The sequence below is a fragment of the Terriglobales bacterium genome, from assembly GCA_035573675.1.
GTDB lineage: Bacteria > Acidobacteriota > Terriglobia > Terriglobales > Acidobacteriaceae > DATMAB01.
In genome coordinates, this window is the sequence record DATMAB010000007.1 from 1 (window position 1) to 19,170 (window position 19,170).

At 65.7% G+C, this 19,170-nt stretch carries 19 protein-coding genes and 1 other RNA gene; 5 read left to right on the forward strand and 15 right to left on the reverse strand.

All coding sequences use genetic code 11. The features are described from left to right. Both lgt and ssrS read right to left on the reverse strand, forming a co-directional pair. The coding region (gene lgt, locus VNK82_01110; GenBank protein HXE89541.1) for a prolipoprotein diacylglyceryl transferase at positions 1-783 on the reverse strand (783 nt) is incomplete at its 3' end. Positions 784-925: 142 nt separating this feature from the next. Further along, a non-coding RNA gene (gene ssrS, locus VNK82_01115) (6S RNA) lies at positions 926-1,116 on the reverse strand. A 135-nt stretch (positions 1,117-1,251) separates the two neighbouring features. Between ssrS and VNK82_01120 the strand changes: the two genes are divergently transcribed. Genes VNK82_01120 through VNK82_01130 form a run of 3 tightly spaced genes read left to right on the forward strand, consistent with a single transcriptional unit; the run spans position 1,252 to position 4,511 of the window. Further along, the gene (locus tag VNK82_01120) at positions 1,252-1,461 is read left to right on the forward strand and encodes a hypothetical protein (GenBank protein HXE89542.1); all 210 of its coding nucleotides are present in this window, start codon (positions 1,252-1,254) and stop codon (positions 1,459-1,461) included. 6 nt (positions 1,462-1,467) lie between these two features. After that, complete coding sequence (locus tag VNK82_01125) at positions 1,468-2,928, forward strand: methyltransferase domain-containing protein (GenBank protein HXE89543.1); 1,461 nt, start codon at positions 1,468-1,470, stop codon at positions 2,926-2,928. Beyond that, positions 2,925-4,511 carry a sulfatase-like hydrolase/transferase gene (locus tag VNK82_01130; protein HXE89544.1) on the forward strand — a complete coding sequence of 529 codons (1,587 nt, stop codon included), beginning with the start codon at positions 2,925-2,927 and terminating at the stop codon, positions 4,509-4,511. Before VNK82_01125 ends, VNK82_01130 begins: the two co-directional genes overlap by 4 nt. A gap of 109 nt (positions 4,512-4,620) precedes the next feature. On the opposite strand, the gene VNK82_01135 is transcribed toward VNK82_01130, so the two are convergent. The 10 genes from VNK82_01135 to mtaB form a co-directional block, all read right to left on the reverse strand. Next, positions 4,621-4,929 (reverse strand): cell division protein ZapA, encoded by a 309-nt coding sequence (locus VNK82_01135; protein ID HXE89545.1) that lies wholly within the window; start codon positions 4,927-4,929, stop codon positions 4,621-4,623. Positions 4,930-4,961: 32 nt separating this feature from the next. Beyond that, positions 4,962-5,261 carry a DUF4201 domain-containing protein gene (locus VNK82_01140; GenBank protein ID HXE89546.1) on the reverse strand — a complete coding sequence of 100 codons (300 nt, stop codon included), beginning with the start codon at positions 5,259-5,261 and terminating at the stop codon, positions 4,962-4,964. Positions 5,262-5,321: 60 nt separating this feature from the next. Further along, positions 5,322-6,458, reverse strand: coding sequence for an aminotransferase class I/II-fold pyridoxal phosphate-dependent enzyme (locus tag VNK82_01145; GenBank protein HXE89547.1), 1,137 nt, complete (start codon positions 6,456-6,458; stop codon positions 5,322-5,324). Positions 6,459-6,687: 229 nt separating this feature from the next. Further along, on the reverse strand, positions 6,688-8,718 hold the full coding sequence (gene pheT / locus VNK82_01150; protein HXE89548.1) for a phenylalanine--tRNA ligase subunit beta: 2,031 nt from the start codon (positions 8,716-8,718) through the stop codon (positions 6,688-6,690). Between the two features lie 80 nt (positions 8,719-8,798). Then, complete coding sequence (gene pheS / locus VNK82_01155; GenBank protein HXE89549.1) at positions 8,799-9,923, reverse strand: phenylalanine--tRNA ligase subunit alpha; 1,125 nt, start codon at positions 9,921-9,923, stop codon at positions 8,799-8,801. A 207-nt stretch (positions 9,924-10,130) separates the two neighbouring features. Continuing rightward, on the reverse strand, positions 10,131-10,496 hold the full coding sequence (gene rplT / locus VNK82_01160) for a 50S ribosomal protein L20 (GenBank protein HXE89550.1): 366 nt from the start codon (positions 10,494-10,496) through the stop codon (positions 10,131-10,133). Between the two features lie 147 nt (positions 10,497-10,643). Continuing rightward, a complete protein-coding gene (gene rpmI, locus VNK82_01165) occupies positions 10,644-10,838 on the reverse strand; it encodes a 50S ribosomal protein L35 (protein HXE89551.1) in 195 nt (64 codons plus the stop codon). A 47-nt stretch (positions 10,839-10,885) separates the two neighbouring features. After that, positions 10,886-11,422, reverse strand: a complete 537-nt coding sequence (infC, locus tag VNK82_01170) for a translation initiation factor IF-3 (protein HXE89552.1) — start codon at positions 11,420-11,422, stop codon at positions 10,886-10,888. 80 nt (positions 11,423-11,502) lie between these two features. Continuing rightward, positions 11,503-11,994: a TIGR03618 family F420-dependent PPOX class oxidoreductase gene (locus tag VNK82_01175; protein ID HXE89553.1), complete on the reverse strand. Its 492-nt coding sequence runs from the start codon at positions 11,992-11,994 to the stop codon at positions 11,503-11,505. Between the two features lie 71 nt (positions 11,995-12,065). Beyond that, complete coding sequence (mtaB, locus tag VNK82_01180) at positions 12,066-13,436, reverse strand: tRNA (N(6)-L-threonylcarbamoyladenosine(37)-C(2))-methylthiotransferase MtaB (protein HXE89554.1); 1,371 nt, start codon at positions 13,434-13,436, stop codon at positions 12,066-12,068. Between the two features lie 34 nt (positions 13,437-13,470). Here mtaB and VNK82_01185 point away from each other — a divergent pair, with 34 nt between their 5' ends. Continuing rightward, positions 13,471-13,902: a response regulator gene (locus tag VNK82_01185; GenBank protein ID HXE89555.1), complete on the forward strand. Its 432-nt coding sequence runs from the start codon at positions 13,471-13,473 to the stop codon at positions 13,900-13,902. 15 nt (positions 13,903-13,917) lie between these two features. Here the strand turns inward: VNK82_01185 and VNK82_01190 are convergent, their stop codons facing one another. From VNK82_01190 to VNK82_01200, 3 genes are all read right to left on the reverse strand, one after another. Then, positions 13,918-14,235, reverse strand: a complete 318-nt coding sequence (locus VNK82_01190; GenBank protein ID HXE89556.1) for a zinc-ribbon domain containing protein — start codon at positions 14,233-14,235, stop codon at positions 13,918-13,920. A 228-nt stretch (positions 14,236-14,463) separates the two neighbouring features. After that, entirely contained in the window at positions 14,464-14,652 is a 189-nt protein-coding gene (gene rpsU, locus VNK82_01195; protein ID HXE89557.1) for a 30S ribosomal protein S21, read from the reverse strand. A 128-nt stretch (positions 14,653-14,780) separates the two neighbouring features. Continuing rightward, positions 14,781-17,912, reverse strand: a complete 3,132-nt coding sequence (locus tag VNK82_01200) for a TonB-dependent receptor (GenBank protein HXE89558.1) — start codon at positions 17,910-17,912, stop codon at positions 14,781-14,783. Between the two features lie 728 nt (positions 17,913-18,640). On the opposite strand from VNK82_01200, the gene VNK82_01205 reads away from it, so the two are divergent. After that, entirely contained in the window at positions 18,641-19,159 is a 519-nt protein-coding gene (locus VNK82_01205) for a gamma carbonic anhydrase family protein (GenBank protein ID HXE89559.1), read from the forward strand. Positions 19,160-19,170: the final 11 nt, after the last annotated feature.

Below are 19,170 nucleotides of genomic sequence, written 5' to 3' on the forward strand. Positions count from 1 at the left end.
GGTTGCGGCCTCCGGCGCCCGCCGCATCCACATCAACCCGCCCGCAATCACCAGCAGGATGGAAAGGATCTGCGTGCCGCTCATCGCGCCGCCAAAGAATTCGCCGCGTCCGGGATCGTCGCGGAAAAACTCCAGGAAGTACCGCCCGAAGCCGTAGAGGAACAGATACGCGCCCATCACTTCGCCCGCGATGCGTCGCCGTTTCAGGCGCCACATCAGCACGGTGAAGACCGCCAGTTCCAGCAGGAGCTCGTAGATCTGTGTAGGATGCAGCGGCACGTCCAGCGGTGTTCCCACCAGCGCGTTGGCCAGCGGATGTGTGAAGGTTACGCCCCAGGGCAGGTCGGTGGGCTTGCCGTAGCAGCAGCCGGCAGCGAAGCAGCCCAGGCGTCCGAAAGCGTGCCCGAGCGCCACGCCGGGAGCGAACGCGTCCGCGGTGCGGAGCGCAGGCATGCGGTGCTTGCGCATGTACCAGGCGGCCGCAAGCAGGCCCGCCACCAGTCCGCCCTGCCACACGCCTCCGGTCTGCAGCGTGGAAAGCGTCAGGATCTGCCGGGGATGCTCCAGGTAATAGCGCCAGTCACCGGCCAGGAACAGGAGCTTGGCGCCGATGATGGCGGAGAGGATCGCCACGATGCCCATGTTCCAGGCCAGGTCGGGGTCGATGCCGTCGCGCCGCGCCAGCCGCACGTTGATCATCAACCCCACCAGAAGGCCGGCCGCCGCCAGCACGCCATACGTGGGCAGCCCGTAGTTGCCGAAATCGAGCAGGCGGGGAAGCATGAGGCAGCGATTAGCGGTCGGCAGTTAGCATTTAGCTGACCAGCGATGTGCCAACCACGCTGAGCCAGTTTAACAGGGGAACAAGGAGGGTTGGCCAAGAGCCAAAAGCTAGTAGCTAGAAGCTAGCAGCTCGAAAAGTAAAAACCGACCCACTCGGCCGTGAGACTGACCGTTTAATGAACCCGTCTTACGACGGTGGGTGCCCTCCGGGGCCCTTTAGGCATTTCCGCATGGCGGAACATTGCTCACCGGGCCATCATCCGAGCCGGGCTCCCGTTCATTAGGTGTTGGTTCAAAAAAACGGCTTCGCCTACACCAACTTTGCAGGCCGGCTTTCGGGGCTCATCCTAAGAGCAAGGCTGGCGTAAGGCAAGAGGGATGCCGCAGAAAGTTGGCACTTGGTTTGCAATCATGAGCACGTGCACAGCCGCCTCCGCGATACAATGGCCACGCCGAGGAGGAGTTGTCATGCACCCCGCCCGCTGGACGACGCTTGTGTCCGTCGCCGCCTTCGTCCTGCTAAGTGAAGCGCCCGCTTTCGCCTACACCGACCCCGGCTCCGGCATGCTGCTCTGGCAGGGACTGATGGCGGCGTTGGTCGGCGCCGGCTTCTACTTCCGCAAGCTCCTGTTCCGCCTGGTGCCCTTCCGAAAGAAATCCGAGGAACCCAAGCAGTAACCGCGCATGGATCCGGTTGCCACCAGGGCTTCGTTTCGCGATCCCGCGGGGCGGCTGTTCCGGATCGACGGCCGTATTCTGCGCCTGGTGCAGCCCGACGCCCGCGCCGACCTCGAAGCCTTCCTCGCCTCCGCCGTGGCCCGCCGCTTGGCTGGAGAAGGTCGCCTGGTGCACACCGAAGTGGTGGACCGCAACGCCGCGCTCGCGCTTCTCAACCGCGACTCGGATGCGGCGGCGCTTCTCGCCGCTCATCCTGACGCGCTCGTGGTCGAGCACGAGGCCATCGAGTTCCCTTCCTATCCCTACGAATGGCCGCCGGAGATGCTGCACGAAGCCGGCCGTCTCACTCTCGATCTGGCCCAGGCCTTGCTCGCCGACGGCCTCGGTCTCAAGGACGGCACGCCGTTCAACGTCCTTTTCCGTGGCCTTGGGCCGGTGTTCGTGGACGTTCTCTCCGTCGAGCGCCGTGAGCCCGGCGATCCCACCTGGCTGCCCTACGCGCAGTTCGCCCGCACCTTCCTGCTGCCGCTGCTGGCCAACACCCGCTTCGGGTTGGCGCTGGACGAGGTCTTCCTCGGCCGCCGCGACGGGCTGGAGCCGGAGGAGGTCTACCGCCTGTGCGGACCGCTCGCGCGCCTGCTGCCGCCCGTTTTCGGACTGGTGACGGCGCCGGTGTGGTTGGGAGCGCGCGCCCGTGCGGACGACACGGCGCTGTATCAGAAAAAACTTCTGCCCGATGCCGAACGCGCCGCTTACATTTTGCGCGCCACGCTCGCGCGTCTGCGCCGCTCGCTCGACCGCCTGGCTCCGCGCCCCGGCCGCAAATCCATGTGGTCCGACTATCTGGCCACTGCCACGCACTATAGTCGCGAGCAGTTCGCCGCCAAGGAAGCGTTCGTCGCCTCCGCCCTGAGCGAGCTGAAGCCGCGCCGCGTTCTCGACGTGGGCGCCAACACCGGCTACTTCACCCGCATCGCCGCACGCGCCGGTGCAGGTGTGGTGGCCATTGATTACGACGCCGTGGCCGTTGGCGAGATCTGGCGCGGGGCGCGCGCCGAGCAGCTCGACGTCCTGCCGCTGGTCGTCAACCTGGCCCGTCCCACGCCCGCCACCGGCTGGCGCAACCGCGAGTGCCCCGCGTTTCTGGAGCGCGCCCAGGGCGCTTTCGACCTGGTGATGATGCTGGCGGTCGTCCACCACATGCTGGTCACCGAGCGCGTGCCGCTGGCCGAGATCGTGGACCTCATCGCCGCGCTCACCTGCGACGCCGTCGTGGTCGAGTATGTCTCCACCGACGACCCCATGTTCCGCCGCATTGTGCGCGGCCGCGAGGCGCTGCACCGCGACTTGACGCCCGAGAGCTTCGAATCCGCCTGGCGGCAGCGCTTCGAGATCGTCCGTAGTCTGCGTCCTGAAGGCGCCACCCGCGCCCTCTACCTTCTGCGTCGGAGAGACGGCGCCCGATGATGCGCCGCGATGCGCTCATCGCCCTCTCTCTCGCCAACGTGTGTTTCTTTCGCGTGTGGCGCGAACTGCTGGATGGCAAGCTGGCCTATTACAGCCGCACCTCACCCGCACCGCATCTGATGGCAGTGCTGCTGGACGTGCTGCTTGTGGGCGCGATTTTCTTCAGCGGAGCGACGCTTGTCCGGAGCATCGGCAAACCCGCCGTCACCCACGCTGCGCGGTTTCTGTTCCTGTTGCTGGTCGTCGCCAATCTGCGCTTCGGACAACTCGCGCTCGTATTCCGCGAGCGCTTCGGCTGGCCCGGAATCGCGCTGTGGTTCGTGTTGCTGGCGCTCATTCTGCTGGCCGTCCGGCGTTGGCAAAGACCTCTCGCCCGCGTCGCATCGGTTCTTCTTCTGATCGCTTCGCCCTTCGTCCTGGTGACCGGTACGCAGGGCGTGTGGCTGCTCTACCAACTCCAGCGGATGGACTTCGCAAATGCTCCCGCCATCCAGCCGCCTTCACCCGCTGACCCGGCTCGCCCACCGCGCGTGCTGTGGCTGGTGCTCGACGAGATGGATCAGCGCCTGGCCTTCGCCGAGCGCCCACCCTCGTTGCCCCTGCCGCAGTTCGACCGCCTGCGCAGCCAGGCGCTCTACGCGCCCAATGCCTACCCGCCCGGTCGCATGACCGAGCTCTCCATGCCCGCGCTTTTCACCGGCAAGCTGGTGGCGCGAACCGAACCCCGCGGTTCTGATGAGTTGTTGCTCTGGTTCGGCGACGAAAAAGGCAACGTCGCAGACCAGCCACGCCCCTGGACCGCCGAGCCGGGTATTTTCGCGCGAGCTCGCAACACCGCCCTCATCGGCTGGTACCACCCGTATTGCCGCGTGCTGCGCGGTCTGTCGCAGTGCGCCTGGCAGGACGGGCCTCTGCTGTTGGGCGCGGTGCGCCGTGACGCCTCCGTCGCCCAAACCATGTGGGACCAGGCCGAGTCCACGCTCGACACCTGGTTCGGCCTCGCCCGCTGGCGTCTGCTGCCGGCTCGCCTGCGCCGCGAGCGCCAAGAAGACATCCGCGACTACCAGGCGCTGTTCGACGCAGGGAAGAAGGCCGCCATTGACCCCGCGCTCGATTTCCTGGTGATTCACCTGCCGGTGCCGCATCCCATCGGCTTCTACGATCGCGCTCGCGGTGAATTCCGCCTCGATGGCGCGCCCGGCTATCTCGATAACTTGGTACTCGCCGACCGCACTCTCGGCGAACTGCGCGCCGCCATGGAGCAGGCCGGCCTGTGGGAGCGCACCACCGTCATCGTCACCTCCGACCACTGGTGGCGCGCCGACTTCTGGCGCCGGCAGCCCGGCTGGACCGCCGAGGACGAAGCCGCCCACGCCGGCCGCCTCGACCATCGCGTTCCGCTGCTGGTGCGCTTCCCGTTCCAGTCCTCCCCGCTGGTCTTCGCCAAACCTGTGAACACCGTGCTCCTGCACGACCTCACGCTCGCCATCCTCTCAGGCGAACTCCGCGATGCCCCCGCCGCCGCCCGCTGGCTGGAAACTCGCGCCACCTTCGGCGAGAGCCCGTACAACACCAGAAAGTAGAGGAAACCGCGGATACCCGCGGATTTAGGAAATCACCGGGCGAGTTGTGTGGATTGGGTTGGCCAGGTTCAAACTTCGAAGTTCACAGTTCGCAGATCGCAAATGGGCTTCATCCCACCCGTCTCATCTCGTCCAGCGCTTCATCGATCTGCCCGGCGAGCTGGTGGGCGCGCTGGTTGTACTCGGAGGCGACCTCGTCGTACTTGCGCTTGAGCGTGTGATACTCGTCGGCGATGTTCAGCGCGGCCAGCACCGCCACTCGCAACGAATCCACCGTGGCCGCCTGCGAGGCCACCACGCGCATCCGTTCGTCCACGAACTTGGCCAGCCGTTCGATGTATTCCGGGTCTGAGCCGCGCAGGTTATAGAGCTGGTCGTAGATTTCCACCTGCACGCTGCCGTCGGGCCGGTTGGGCAAGCTCTTCCTCCGTGAGTTCCGCGTTGGTCTGATTATGACGCGGATTCGCCCGACGTCAAGGCGTCAATCTGTCGCAGGATCTTTTCTACCCGGGTTCGTACCTCTTCGCGCTCGCGGCGCAGGGCCACCACCTCGGCCCGCAGCGCGTCGAACTCTTCGTCGCGCTCGCGCATCTGCTGGCGCACCCGCGCGGTTTCGCGTTCCGCCGCGGCGCGCGCCTCCTTGGCCGCTTTCAGGGCTTCGATGGTGCGCCGGATCTTCTCTTCCAGCGCCTGAAATTCGTCGGCGGAGATTTCCGGAGCCGGCTCGCGCAGCGCCTTCGCCGTGGACATGAGTGCACCTTCAAATCAATGCGTGAGGATTGCGAGCGCAGTATACCGCAGAACCGGCGCTCAGGCGCGCGCCGCTTCCGGCAGCGTGTCCCACGCCCGCCAGAACGCCTTCATCTCCTCCGGTGTGCCCAGCGAGATGCGCGCCATCGTCTCCAGGCCCGCGAACGGCCGTCCGATCAGGATGCCCTGCTTGGCGAAGTGCGCCATCACCGCCCGCACCGGCCGCCCGCACTCCACCATGAAGAAGTTGGTGAAGGAAGGGATGAAGCTCACGTTTCTCCGCTTCGCTTCCGTCTCGAAGTCCGTGTGGTCCTGCGCGATCCTCCGCGCCGCCGCCGCCAGTCCCTCGCGGTCGTCCAGCGCTGCCATGGCGCATTCCAGCGCGATTCCGTTGGCGCTGTCCCACAGCCGGTAGCGGCGCATCTTCTGGATTGCCTCCGGCGCGCCCACGCCGTAGCCCAGCCGCAGCCCCGCCATGCCGTAGATCTTGGAGAACGTGCGCGCCACGATCACCCGCGCGTCGTCCACCGGCCGCTCCAGGAACGAAGTGTATCCCGCCGCGCCCACCGCAAAATGATGATAGGCCTCGTCGATGAGTACGTGGGTCTCGCGCGGCAGCCGCCGCAGGAAATCTTCGATGGCGCCGCGCGGCGTCAGGCTGGCCGTCGGATTATTGGGATTGCAGATGTACACCAGCCCCGCCGGCGGCTTCTCCTTGGCGTGCACCCGCTCCAGCATCTCCTCCAGATCGTGAGCGTAATTCGTTGTGAGCGGCACCGTCTCCACCTGGCCTTCCTCCGCGCGCGCGTATTCCAGGATGGCCTCGAAGGTCGGCGTGGGCACGATTATCCGGCGCCCGGCGCCCGCGAACGCGCACGCCGCCATGCGCAGGATCTCCGTCGATCCACAGCCGGCGATCACTCGCTCCCGCTCCACACCGTGGAACCGCGCCACCTTTTCCATATACTCATCGTCCCTTTGGAACGGATAGATGCTGGCCACGCGCGCCGCACCGCGCATCGCCTCCAGCACGGAAGGCAGCGGCCCATACGCATTCTCGTTGCTGTTCAAGCGGATGGGCCGGTCGGCGCGCGACGCGCCCTGCCCCGCCAGCATCTGGGGAAATGGAAACTGCAAGACGCCGGCGGCTGCGGCCCCCGCACCCGCGGCCAAAAATTCCCTGCGTGAAAGCGGCATGGCTCACCTCGTACCGCGCGGATTGTACATTGAGCCGGCAAGAGGACGTGAGTCAGTGCCTGCCGGTTGGGACCCTGCTCCCTTTTGCTGCCGTCATCCTGAGCGAGGGAGGGTTCCCAAGTATTTTCTCCAGCTTGGGAAGCCCGAGCGAAGGACCTAGGGTTAGTGCTGGTTGCGGTTTACCTGGTGGGAAGTGATGAACTACCAATTGCCAATGACAAGTCCAGCATCACGCTCGTAGCGTGCCGCCCAATCCCTCCAGCGCCTTCACGATCTTCCCCGCCCACGCCGCCACTTCATCGTCGCGCAGCGTGCGCTCCCCGGATTGGAACGTGGCCCGCAGCAGCAGGGAATATTTGCCCGCTGGAATCGCGCCGCCGCGGAACGTTTCTACCGGCCGGAAGGCGCGCAGGTCGGCCAGCTTCAGCCCCTCCACCGCCGCGCGGATCTTCTCGAAACTCACGTCCTGTGCGAACAGGAAAGAGAAGTCGCGCTCCACCGCCGGGAACCGAGGCACCGGCCGGTACACCGGCTCGCGCAGTCCGCTCTTGAACAGGCGGTCCAGCGCGACCTCGGCCACGTACACGTCCTGCCGCAGCTTGCGCCGCTCCGCTACCTCAGGATGGATCTGCCCGAAGCGGGCCACGGTCGCCCCGTCCATCACCGCCCGCGCCGCGCGTCCCGGGTGGTAGTAGGAAGCGGCCAGCGCGTCGAAGTACAACGACTGATGTACGAACTGCCCCAGCAGCGTCTCGATGTCGCCCTTCAGGTCGTAGAACGAATACGGCCGCGGGGCTTGGTGGACGCTCGTTTCTCCCGCGTGCCCGGTGGCGCCGAGAACCAGCGCCTTGCGTTCGTCGCAATCGGAGCCCAGGGCGGCGAACACCTTGCCCATCTCGAACAGGCGCGCGTCGCTCACGCCGCGGTTCAGGTTCCAGGCCAGCATGTCGAGCATCCCCGGCGCCAGCGACGTCCTGAGCACCGTCGCTTCCTCGCTGATTGGATTGGCCAGCTTCAGCGCCGCTTCCGTCGAGAACGTCTTCGCGTCCGTCTCTGATATGAAGGTTGTGGAGATGGCCGCATGGTATCCCAGCGCCCGCAGGCAGGAGCGCACCGCGGCTTCTTTCGGGGCATCGGGCAGCTCGACCACCGCGCCGCTGAATGCCGGCAGCGTGTTGGGGAAGCGATCGTACCCCCACAGCCGCGCGATCTCTTCGATGAGGTCGATCTCGCGTTCCACGTCCAGCCGCCACGTGGGCAGCACCACGTGCCAGCCTTTGTCTCCACTGCCGCGCACGCCGAATCCCAGCCGCGCGAGCATGCGCGCGATCTCCTCGCGCGGCAGCTCCACACCCAGGATGCGCGTCACCTCGGAGTAGCGCAGTGCCACTTCCGGCCGCTCGATCGTGCGTCCGATAGCGTCCATCTCCTCGCCCGCCACTTCGCCGCCGCCCGTCTCCAGGATGAGCTGCGCCACGCGCGCGCAGGCCACCGGCGTCGCCGCCCAGTCGGCGCCGCGCTCGAAGCGATGCGACGCGTCGGTGTGCATGCCGTGCCGCCGCGCCGTCTTGCGCACGGTCATGGGATCGAACCATGCCGACTCGATCAGCACGTTGCGCGTCTTCTCCGTGATCATGGTGTCGAAGCCGCCCATCACTCCGGCCAGCGCCACCGCGCGTTTTGCGTCGGCGATCACCAGATCTTCGTTCGTGAGCGTGCGGTCCACTCCGTCCAGCGTTTTCAGCCTCTCTCCGTCCCGCGCCCGCCGCACCACGATCTTTTCCCCCTCCAGCCGGTCCAGGTCGAAGGCGTGCGTCGGATGCCCCATCTCGATCAGGTTGTAGTTGGTGGCGTCGGCCGCGTTGTTGATGGGCCGCGCGTCCATGCTCTCCAGCCGCCGCGCGATGGCCGCCGGCGAGGCCACCACGCGCGTGCCCTTCAGCACGCGCGCCGTGTAGCGCCCGCACAGCTCCGGCGCTTCGATCTCGATCTTGAAATCGGTCTTCCCCGCCGACGGCGGCAGCTTCGCCACGATCGGTCTCAGCTCGGTGTCGTAGATGGCTGCGCACTCCCGCGCCACCCCGTAGTGGTTCATGGCATCCACCCGGTTGGTGGTGATCTCCATGGAGAGAATGGCCGCGTCGCCCTCGCCCGCCAAGCTTTCCACCGAGATTCCCGCGCGCGTCAGGTCTTCGGCGAGCCTCTTCGTGTCGACCTTCAGGTCAACGAACTCGCGCAGCCAGGCAACCGAGATCTTCATTTTTGCTTTTTCCTGCCACTGGCCACTGGCCACTAGCCACTGCTTTTCTGGCCACTGACCCCTGACCACTGACCACTGTCTTATCCAAACTGCTCCAGGAACCGCACATCCCCATGGAAGAAAAGCTGTATGTCTTCCACGCCGTACTTCATGATGGCGATCCGTTCCACGCCCAGCCCCCAGGCGAAGCCGCTGATTTTGGCCGGGTCGTAGCCCTTCTCGCGCACGAAGCCATACACCGCAGGGTCCACCATGCCGCAGCCCAGCAGCTCGATCCAGCCGCTCTGCTTGCAATGCCGGCAGGGTCCGCCCGCCGCGTAATAGCCCTTCCCACCGCAGAAGATGCAACTGATGCTCACGTCCGCGCTGGGTTCGGTGAAGGGGAAAAACGATGGATGAAAGCGCGTCTGCACGCTCGATCCGAACATCGCCTTCATGGCGTAATCCAGCGTCCCTTTCAGGTCGCTGAAGGTGATGTTGGTGTCCACGGCCAGCCCTTCGATTTGGTGGAACACCGGCGAGTGTGTGGCGTCGGGCGTGTCGTGCCGGTACACCTTCCCCGGACACACGATGCGCACCGGCGGCGCATGCTTTTCCATGGTCCGGATCTGCACCGGGGACGTGTGCGTGCGCAGCAGCAGCCGCTCGCGCAGCGGCTTCTTGTCCTGTCCCGCCAGGAACAGCGTGTCCTGCGTGTCACGCGCCGGATGCTCGGGCGGAAAATTCAGCGCCTCGAAGTTGTAGTAGTCGCTCTCGACCTCGGGCCCGTCGGCGATCGAGTAGCCCATCGAGCGGAAGATGCCGAGCAGCTCGTCGTTCACCTTGAGCACCGGATGCTCCGCCCCCAACCGCCGCCGGATCCCCGGCAGCGTCACATCCAGCCGCTCCGCCTCCAGGCGCGCCTTCAGGCCTCCGCCGTGGACGCGCTGCCGTGCCGATTCGACCGTCTGTTCCACCCGGGCCTTGAGTTCATTCACCCGCTGTCCGACGTCGCGCTTCGCTTGGGCCGGGGCGGCCTTCAGCCACCGGTCGTTTACCTGGGTCAGGACGCCGTTCTTGCGCGCCATCCAGCGGTCGCGGAACGCCTTCCACTCGGCTTCGCTCCCCAACGCCGCCGCTTCACCGTCCAGCGCCGTCAGCAATTCGCGCACCGCCGCATCCACCGCTGCCGGCGTGTGGTCGTTCAGTTCGGGGACGCTGTACATGCTCGCCTGTCCCTCAAATGCAGCCCGAGCGAGCTTCACTCGGTCATGTGATCCCTGCCCCTTGTGGCCCTCATCCTGAGCGCAGGAGGGCCCCGCGCGACTTCACCAGCGCGGGAAACCGGAGCGAAGGACCTTGGGTTGCTTCTTTGGAAGAGCGGCACCGCCCGACCGACCCTTCAAGAGCAGAGAACGCCTGGCGGAGCCGCCTCAGGCCGCCGAACCCAGCGCAGCCCGGGCCTGCTCGGCCAGGCTCTTAAACGCCGCCGGGTCCTGTACCGCCAGGTCCGCCAGGATCTTGCGGTCCAGCTCGATGCCGCTCTTCTTCAGCCCGTGGATGAACTGGCTGTAGCTCATGCCGTTCAGCCGCGCCGCCGCCCCGATGCGCACGATCCACAGCGCCCGGAACTGCCGCTTCTTCAGCCGCCGGCCGGCGTAAGCGTATTTCAGCGCCCGCTCGACCGACTCCTTCGCCGAACGGTAGAGCTTGGACTTGGTGAGGAAATAGCCGCTGGCGCGATCCAGGATCTTCTTCCGGCGCGCGCGCCGCTTCGTCCCACGTTTGACGCGTGGCATGGTCTCTCCTTTTTCCTGCTTCGTTTCGCGGCTGGAGGCAGGATTCCCTCGGCCTCTTCGCTCGCGTGGGAGTTGAAAGCCTCTGGCTTTCAACTCCAGCTTCTTGCCTCTAGCTTCTAGCTAGAAGCTAGCAGCTAGTAGCTGCCTCTAATACGGCAGCATCGCCTTCACGTTCTTGACATCCGCCTTCGATACCGTGGCGCTCATGTCCAACTGCCGTTTGCGCTTGGTCGGCTTCGACGTCAGGATGTGGCGCAGATACGCCTGGCTGCGCTTGATCTTCCCTCCCGCCGTCTTCCGGAAGCGCTTGGCCGCGCCCTTATGGGTCTTCAACTTCGGCATGGATCTTCTCAACCCCTCTTCTCGAAACTGGAAACTCGAAACTGGTCTTACGCTTTCTTGGGCGCCAGGATCATGTGCAGCGTATTGCCTTCCATCCGCGGCCGGAACTCGACGATCCCCTTGTCGCCCACATCGGTCAGCAGCCGGTTCAGGATCGCCCGTCCCAGCTCCGGGTGCGTCATTTCCCGCCCGCGGAAGAAGATGGTGGCCTTCACCTTGTCGCCCTCGTCCAGGAAGCGCAGCACGTGGTTCTTCTTGAACTCGTAGTCGTGCTCGTCCACGTTCACCCGGAACTTCACTTCCTTGATGACGATGGTCTTCTGATGCTTGCGCGCCGCGCGCTCTTTTTTCCCCTGCTCGTAGAGAAACTTCCCGAAGTCCATGATGCGGCAGACGGGAGGATTGGCGGTGGGCGAAATCTCTACCAGGTCCAGGTTCTTGCTGCGGGCCATCTTCAGCGCTTCCTGCGGCGGCATGATGCCGATCTGCTGCCCTTCGTCGTCGATCACCCGGATTTCCCGCGCCCGGATGCGCTCATTGGCTCGGATGAAACGTTTGTCGATATTTCCCTCCGTTGCTTGGATTGCAGGCGAACTTCGTGATTATAACATGCAGCTTGCGCCCGGCCCTGCGCGGCGCCAACCGCAAGATGACAGCCTGACCCTTACAAATCGAGCTTCCGCAGATACGCTGGATTCTCCGCGAAGGCGCCGCCCATCACCGCCCTGTCGGCCTCACGCATGTCCCAGGCCACGACCGACTTGGGCTTCAGGCGGATGGTGACATCGTCCCACCCGGCGAACACCGGTCCCACGCGAGGGTCCGCCAGCGCCGCCTCACTCAGGTAGCGGCGGTGAATGCGCGCGTTCCACTCCCGCGAAGCTTCGCCTTTCAGCAACTCCGCGGCTCCACTCACCGTGACCCCGCGCGACGCCTGCGGATCGCGCGAGTCGACCATCAGGGAAGCCCGCGGCCGGGCTTCGACATTGCGCGCCTTTCGGCTGCGCGACGCCGTCGCCACGTAGAGCGCTCCGCCATCGAACAGATACCAGACCGCAACCAGGTGAACGGAGCCATCCGAGTTCTCCGTCCCCAGGCAGGCGACAGAGCGCCCATCAAGCAACTCTCTTACCAGCGGGTCAGAAAGGGAAGCCACGATACTGCACTCCAATTACGGACTGGGATTCGCAAATTACAAATTAGGGATTGCAAATTACAAATCGCAGATCACAAGTTACAGACTCCTTCGAGCCCGTCTTTCGTCACTCCCACTACTCGCACGCCCATCCACTGATTGGCCTCGTGCCGTCCTGCGAGTCTCATCTTCAAGTAATTGTCGGTCAACGCCTCGGTCGAATCGCCGTCCTGCGCGCTGAGCGTGATGGCCGGAATCGTTCTGCCGACCATCTGCCTGCGGAATGCCAGGTTCTTCTCCGCGGCCAGTTCACGCAGCACGCGATTGCGCTCCCGCGCGACCTCACTCCGCACCTGTCCCGGCATAGCCGCCGCCGGCGTCCCCGGCCGCGCGGAGTACGTGAACACGTGCAGGTAGGTGAAGGGCAGGGAAGCGATGAAGGCGCGGTTCTCCTCGAACTCGGCATCGGTCTCGCCGGGAAAGCCCACCATCACATCGGCTCCGATGGCGGCCAGCGGCATCCGCTCGCGGATCCTGTGGATGCGCTCCGCGTAGTGCCACGGACGGTAGCGCCGGTGCATGCGCCTTAGCACCCGGTCCGAGCCCGATTGCAGCGGCACGTGCGCGTGCCTGGCGATGCGGCTCTCCCCGGCCACGAGGTCGATCAGCCGCTCCGTCCAGTCCATGGGTTCGACCGAACTCAGCCGCAGCCGCTCCAGCGTCGTCTCCGCCAGGATGGCTTCGATCAAATCTTCGAACCTCCGCGGCGGCTCAAGGTCCCGCCCCCATCGCCCCAGATTGATTCCCGAAATGACGACCTCGCGATACCCGGCCTCCACCAGCGCCCGCACCTCGCGCACCGCATCCGCCAGCCTCAAAGACCGGCTTTGTCCGCGCACCGCCGGGATCACGCAGAAGGAGCAGCGATTGTCGCAGCCATCCTGCACTTTCAGGTTGGGCCGCGTCCGCTCCGAGTGCGTTCTGGCCTCGAACACCGGGGCAGCCAGCAACTCGGTGTGCGCAAAAATATCGCCCACCAGGACCATCGGGCCATTTGCAATCGCGTGATCGGGCGATCGGCCCAACGTCGCAACGGGAATGAAGTTCGGGGAGCGTCGCCACTCCTGAGTCTGCGCCACGATTCCCGCCACATCCTGCTTGTGCGAGTTGCCCACCACCCAGGCGACGCCGGGCAGCGCGGCCAGCTCCTGGGGCGCGCGCTGCGCGTAGCATCCGGTCACCAGGATGCGGCACTCCGGGTTTTCGCGATGTATGCGCCGGATGGCGCTGCGCGCGTCCTGGTCGGCCGCGCCGGTCACCGTGCAGGTGTTCAGGATGACGAACTCGGCCGCACCCGCGTCATCTGCCGGGTGCAATCCGTGTTCCAGGAGTTGGCGCTCCAGGGCGGCGCCGTCCGCCTGGGCGGCCCGGCAGCCAAAATTCTGTACGTGGAACGTGGACACTTCGGAGTATTATAGCGGCCAGCTTCGGAGGCGTATGAAGCGCCGCATCCTGCTTGCCGACGACGACCTGGCCGTGCAGCTCGCGCTGCGCAAGCTGCTGGAGATGCACGGATTCGAAGTGGAAACCGCCTCCTCGGCGCGCGAAGCCATCGCCAAGCTCGACCCCGGCCCTTTCCACATGGTCATCACCGATATGGCCATGGAGAGCGAGACCGCGGGCAGCGACGTGATTGCCGCCGCCCAGCGCCAGCCCTACAATCCGGCCACCGCCGTCCTCACCGAGCTGGCCGAAACCGGCCCTTCGCGCGCCGGCGCCCAGTCCGTCATGGTGCAGGCCAATGCCCAGGACCTGGTGCGCCAGATCGAAGCCCTGCTCATCGCCCACGAGGACGGCAAGCCCGCCCACGCCAAGGGGCCCGTCGCGGTGCCCGCCCCGCGCCCCCGCCAGCTCCGGCGGGCACGCTGACTCACCGCCGCTAGCCTACGCCACCGCGCTCGGCGCCGTGGCCCGCCGCGCCTGGAAGCATTCCCGGCAATAGACCGGGCGTCCCTGCGTAGGCCGGAAGGGCACAGTGGTGTGCTTGCCGCACTGCGAGCACACCGCCTGCGTTTCCACCTTGGGCGTACGCACAACGCTGCCGTTCCCGCCCAGGGAGGAGATGCGCTTCATCTTGCAGGGCTTGCACCGCTTGGGCTCGTTCTTGAACTGCTTATCGTGGAAGAACAACTGCTCGCCGGCCGTGAACACGAACTCGGCGCCGCACTCGACGCACTGCAACAGCTTGTCCCGGAATTCCATGTGAGAGATCTCCCCTACTGCCGAGTCTCCCTGCGCCGGCATCCTCATCCGCCCGGCCAGCTCGCGTAGCCGGCGCGGTCGGGAAGAGTTCGCAGGGTCTTGCCCCTAAGTTCGGCCCCGCCCTTGCCGCCAGAGGCGAGGGCGTACCTCACTCCGAACTCTTTCCGGCGCAATGGAATTCCAAAAGCAACGGGCCGCCGCGGCTGGGCGACGGCCCGGTTGACTCCGCTAGTCCTGCTCCTTGCGCGCTTTCTTGCGGTTCCGCTTGCGCGCCAGAGCTTCCTTCAAACGCCTTTTCTCTCCAGGCTTGAGGTAGTAGGAGTGACGCTTGACCTCCTTGATGATGTCCTCGGTCTGGACCTTGCGCTTGAAGCGGCGGAGGGCATTCTCCAGCGATTCGCCCTCCTGCAATCTCACTTCAGCCAATCGAAACACACCTCCCTGCTTATCCCGAAAGGATGTTTCAGTTATCGCAGCCCAAGCGAGATTCGTCAACTGCACTGCGCCGGAATACGAGTACGAAGCCGAATAAGAACTGGAACTCATCAGAACACCGCCTTGAGGGCGAACTGCACCTGCCGCGGCGAGTAGGAACGAACCGGCCGCAGGAAGCTGGAAAGCCGCTGGTAGAAGGCGGGGAAGATGGCGCCGCCGGCCGTGGTGGTGAGCGGGACGAAATTGGCTGCGGTATCGGCGAAGCCGTCGTCGCCGATATCGACCCGCCGGTTGTTGCGGTTGAACAGGTTGAAGGCCTCGACCATCAGGTCGAGCTTCACCCGCCGGGTGGCGAACAGGCGCCGCGCCAGGCGCACGTCCATGGTGGCGTAGTCGGGCCCGGTGAAAGCGTTGCGCCGGAAACCCGGCAGGCGGTCGTTCTCCAGATTGTTGTCGCCGTTGGCGTCGCCCGCGATGCGCGCGTTCACCGGGCGCCCGCTGCCGCGTGTGAACACGCCGGAGACACGCCAGTCGTTGAACGCCGCCCGCAGCCCGGGCTGGTCCGCGCCGAAGAACTTGAATTCGTAGATCCAGGAGACGGCCAGCCGGTGCCGCTGGTCGGTGACGCTGCGGCCACGCTCCAGCCGGGTGGCGAAGGAGTTCTGCACCGTGGCCGGGCCTGCGACCAGCCCGTCCTGGTTGTCGTCGATGGCCTGGCCGAAGGTGTAGGCCACGCGGAAGTAGAAGCCGTCGGTCATGCGCCGCCGCGCCGACAGCGTCAGCCCGTGGTAGACGCTGGAGGCCGCGCTCTCGAAAACGTTGATGGCTTCCACCCCGGCCAGCGGCCGCACCGGCTCGTTGATGCAGGGCGGAAACGGACAGGTGAGCGAAGGCGCAAGCTGCCAGGTGGAGAACGAATCCACGCTGAAGAAGTCGCCGGTGAAGTTCGTTCCTTCGAAGACGGGATAGGTGAGCTCGACCGGCTCGGGCAGGTTGACGTCGCGCGCCCGGATGAGATGCTGCCCGTGCACGTACAGATAGGCGGCGCCGATCGCGAACCGCCGCGCCACCTCGCGTTCCACCGTCAGGCTGGCCTGCTGCACGAACGGCGTCTGGAAGTCGGGCGCGAAGGAGGAGATCTCCGTCGTCAGGCGCGAGGTTACCGAGGCCGGCGCCGCGCAGGTGAGCGCGCGCACGCCGCACTCCACCAGCGGATTCGGATACGCGGGAAAGATCTGGCGGTCGAAGAAGTCGGCGTTGTCCAGCAGCAGATGGGAATTGTTCAGGCCGTTGTCGGTCTCGATGGCCGAGTTGTAGATCTGCGGAATGCGCGTGTAGAAGATGCCGTAGCCGCCGCGGATCACCCACGGCCGCCCTTCGCCGAACGAAAGGGCGAACCCCACGCGCGGCGCCACATTGTTGGTGTCCGTCGGCGCCTTGCCCGAATCCGGCCACAGCGGATTCGAGACCAGGCGGTCGCTGCGGAAGGTCTGCAGGTCCCAGCGCACTCCCAGGGTGAGTGCCAGGCGGTCGGAGACGCGGATGGTGTCCTGCGCGAACAGCGCGTACTCGCGCGTATCCGGATGCGAAACCGCGCTGCCGAAGTTCTGCGAATAGAAGCGCGGAACTTCGTGGGCGAAAGCGCGCAGCGGCGTCAACTGCAGGCCGAAGGTCTGCGGCGCGAAGGTGAAGGGATTCACGCGGATGCTGCGAAAGGTGTACTGCCCTCCGAACAGCAAGGGGAAGATGTTGGTGATCTCGACGTTGGAGAAGTCGCCGCCGAACTTGAAGGAGTGCCGACGGCCGTCCAGGCTCACGGTCTCGGCGATGTGTACGCGGTTCTCATCCGTGCGCCGCGGCAGGATGACCGAGCGCCCGAAGCCTTCGAGCACGTCGTCGATCACCGTGCGCGGCTCATCGGAGTTGGCCAGCGACCGTTCATTGTCCCAGGAGGCCTGCACCCGCAGGTGGCTGGTGGCGCGGAAGCTGAGCGCGCTGGTGAGCGAGAGCGCCGCGCTCAGCGTTTCGACTCTTTCCTCGCCGTTCGAGCTGAGCGCGAAGTTGCGCGCCGGGCTGGAGGGATCGAAGAAGACGTTGTTGTCGCCGTAGTAGCGCGAGGCGCTCAGCCGCCCCGAAAGGTAATGCTGCGGCGAAAGCGACACGTCCACTTTGGCGAAAGCGGCATGGCCGATGAGCGACGACTCGAACTCGCCGCCCAGCGCCGAGAGCTGGTCGGCGGCGGCGAACACCAGCGCCTGGTCATTGAACTCGAAGTCGTCCGCCGTGGGCGCCACTTCCGTCGAGCCGTCGGCGAACAGCACCACGTTGGGCACCCGGAAGACGTGCTGGTCGAAGCCCACGAAATAGAAGACCTGGTTCTTGATCAGCCGCCCGCCCAGCGTCCCGCCCACCTGATGGCGCCGGTCGGAGGGCTTCGCAGGCAGGCCCGGCGGCCGGGCCGCGAACTCGCTGTCCCGCAGGAAATAGAACAGGCTGCCGTGCGTCTGGTTCGAGCCCGAGCGCGTCACTACATTGATGACCGCACCGCCCGCGCGTCCCAGGTCCGCCCCGTAGGTATTTGAGGAAACGCGGAATTCTTGCACCACTTCGTTGCTGAACTGGTAGGGAGCGCGGTAGCGCCCGCGCGCCTGCGCGAAGAAGGCGTTGTTGTTGTCCGCGCCGTCCACCAGGAACGACGACTGGAAGCCACGCACTCCGCCGAACGCCAGGTCGCCATTCGTGGCCGAGGTGAGGCCGCGCGGATCCTGGATTGCGCCGGGCGTCAGCAGGGCAAGATCGGTGTAGCGGCGCCCGTCGAGCGGCAATTCCTCGATGGCCCGCTTGTCGATCACGGCGGAGACGCCCTGCGGTCGCGTCTCGACCAGCGGCGCATCCCCTTCGACCGTGACCACCGGCTCCGGCCCGGCCACTGCCAGCCGGAACTCCAGCTCCAGCACCCCGCCCACCTCCACATGCAATCCGGTGCGTCGCTCGCCGCGCATGCCATCCGCGCTCACGTGGACCTCGTATTCATTGGGCAGCAGCAGCTGCACCCAGAACTCCCCCTGCGCGTCGGTCCGCGTCGTGCGCGCCACCGCCGTGTGGGTGTTGATGGCCGTGACCTTGGCTCCGGCGATCCGCGCTCCGGCCGCGTCCAGTACCGTCCCCCGGATGGCGCCGGTCGCCGCGTCCTGCGCGCGCGCAGGAAGGACGGGGATGGTGAATGCCAGCATGACGACCATCTGCAAGCAGAGTCTTGGTGCGCCTGATGAGCCCGGGTTCCTGTAGCGAGTCCTGTGGTCCTGCCCCTCGAACGCGCGCATCATTCCTCGCGAACAGGCGGCTTATAGCACGCAATCTGCAAAGACGAGCGCCGGGGCCAGGTTTTGTTCCGGAATCGGAACATGAGACGGGGAGCCCGCTAACTCCATAAGAAATCAACAAGTTACGGGCGGTGAGAGGTGGGTCGGGTCGGCGCGCTGAACGGCCGCAGCAAGAAAAAAAGGCAGCGGCGGAGGCCGGTTCGTATCAGGGCACGCCTTCAATCGTGCCGGCGTGGGCGGTTGAGGCGCCTGGCTTTAGCCCCTGCGACGATGCGGCGTTGCCGGGACCCAAGTCGCGAAGCGACGGCAGCTTGACAGCCCAGCCTTCAACCTGCCCTGAGGGCATAGCCCTAGGGGTAAGTGCTGGGTGGCTATACAAGCAGCACGCTTTTTCGGCGCGTACGTGGGGAAGACAACCTTGGGTTGCCCCACCCTTGTCGCTCCCGCTTTTGGAGCGCCAGGGTGGACGGACGGCTTCCTCACATTGTTTCTCCCCTCTCCCGCGTGCTACTTTCTAGCGTTTTCGCACGGTCTTTCGGAGGGGCACGACTCAGTAGGTCGGGCCTTAGGCCCGACTCGCGTGAGCGAACGTGCCGTTTCACTGGCCAAAGAACCCCGGGACTTCAGCCCCTGAGGAAACAAGCGGCATGCTTCGCCCCTACAAAGGAACCTCACCCCGGATCGCTGACTCCTGCTACGTGGATGACTCCGCGCAGCTCATCGGCGATGTCACCCTGGGCCCGCACGCCAGCGTCTGGATGAACGCCGTGTTGCGCGGCGATGTGCATTCCATCCGCGTAGGCGCGAACTCCAACATCCAGGACTGCTCCGTGCTCCACGGCATGAAGGACAAGTTCCCCGTCGAGGTGGGCGAGTGGGTGACCGTCGGCCACTCGGTGACCCTGCACGGCTGCGCCATCGAAGACCGCTGCCTCATCGGCATGGGCGCCGTGATTCTGAACGGCGCGCGCGTGGGCACGGGCTCCATCATTGCTGCCGGAACCGTCATCCCGGAAGGAACCGTGATCGAGCCCGGCTCGCTGTGGATGGGCGTCCCGGGAAAATTCCGCAAGAAACTGGGCGACGCCGACCAGGAAACCATCCTGCGCTACGCCCAGAACTACCTCGATTACAAGAACCAGTATCTCAAGGAACGCAGGAAGTAGCGGAAAGCAAA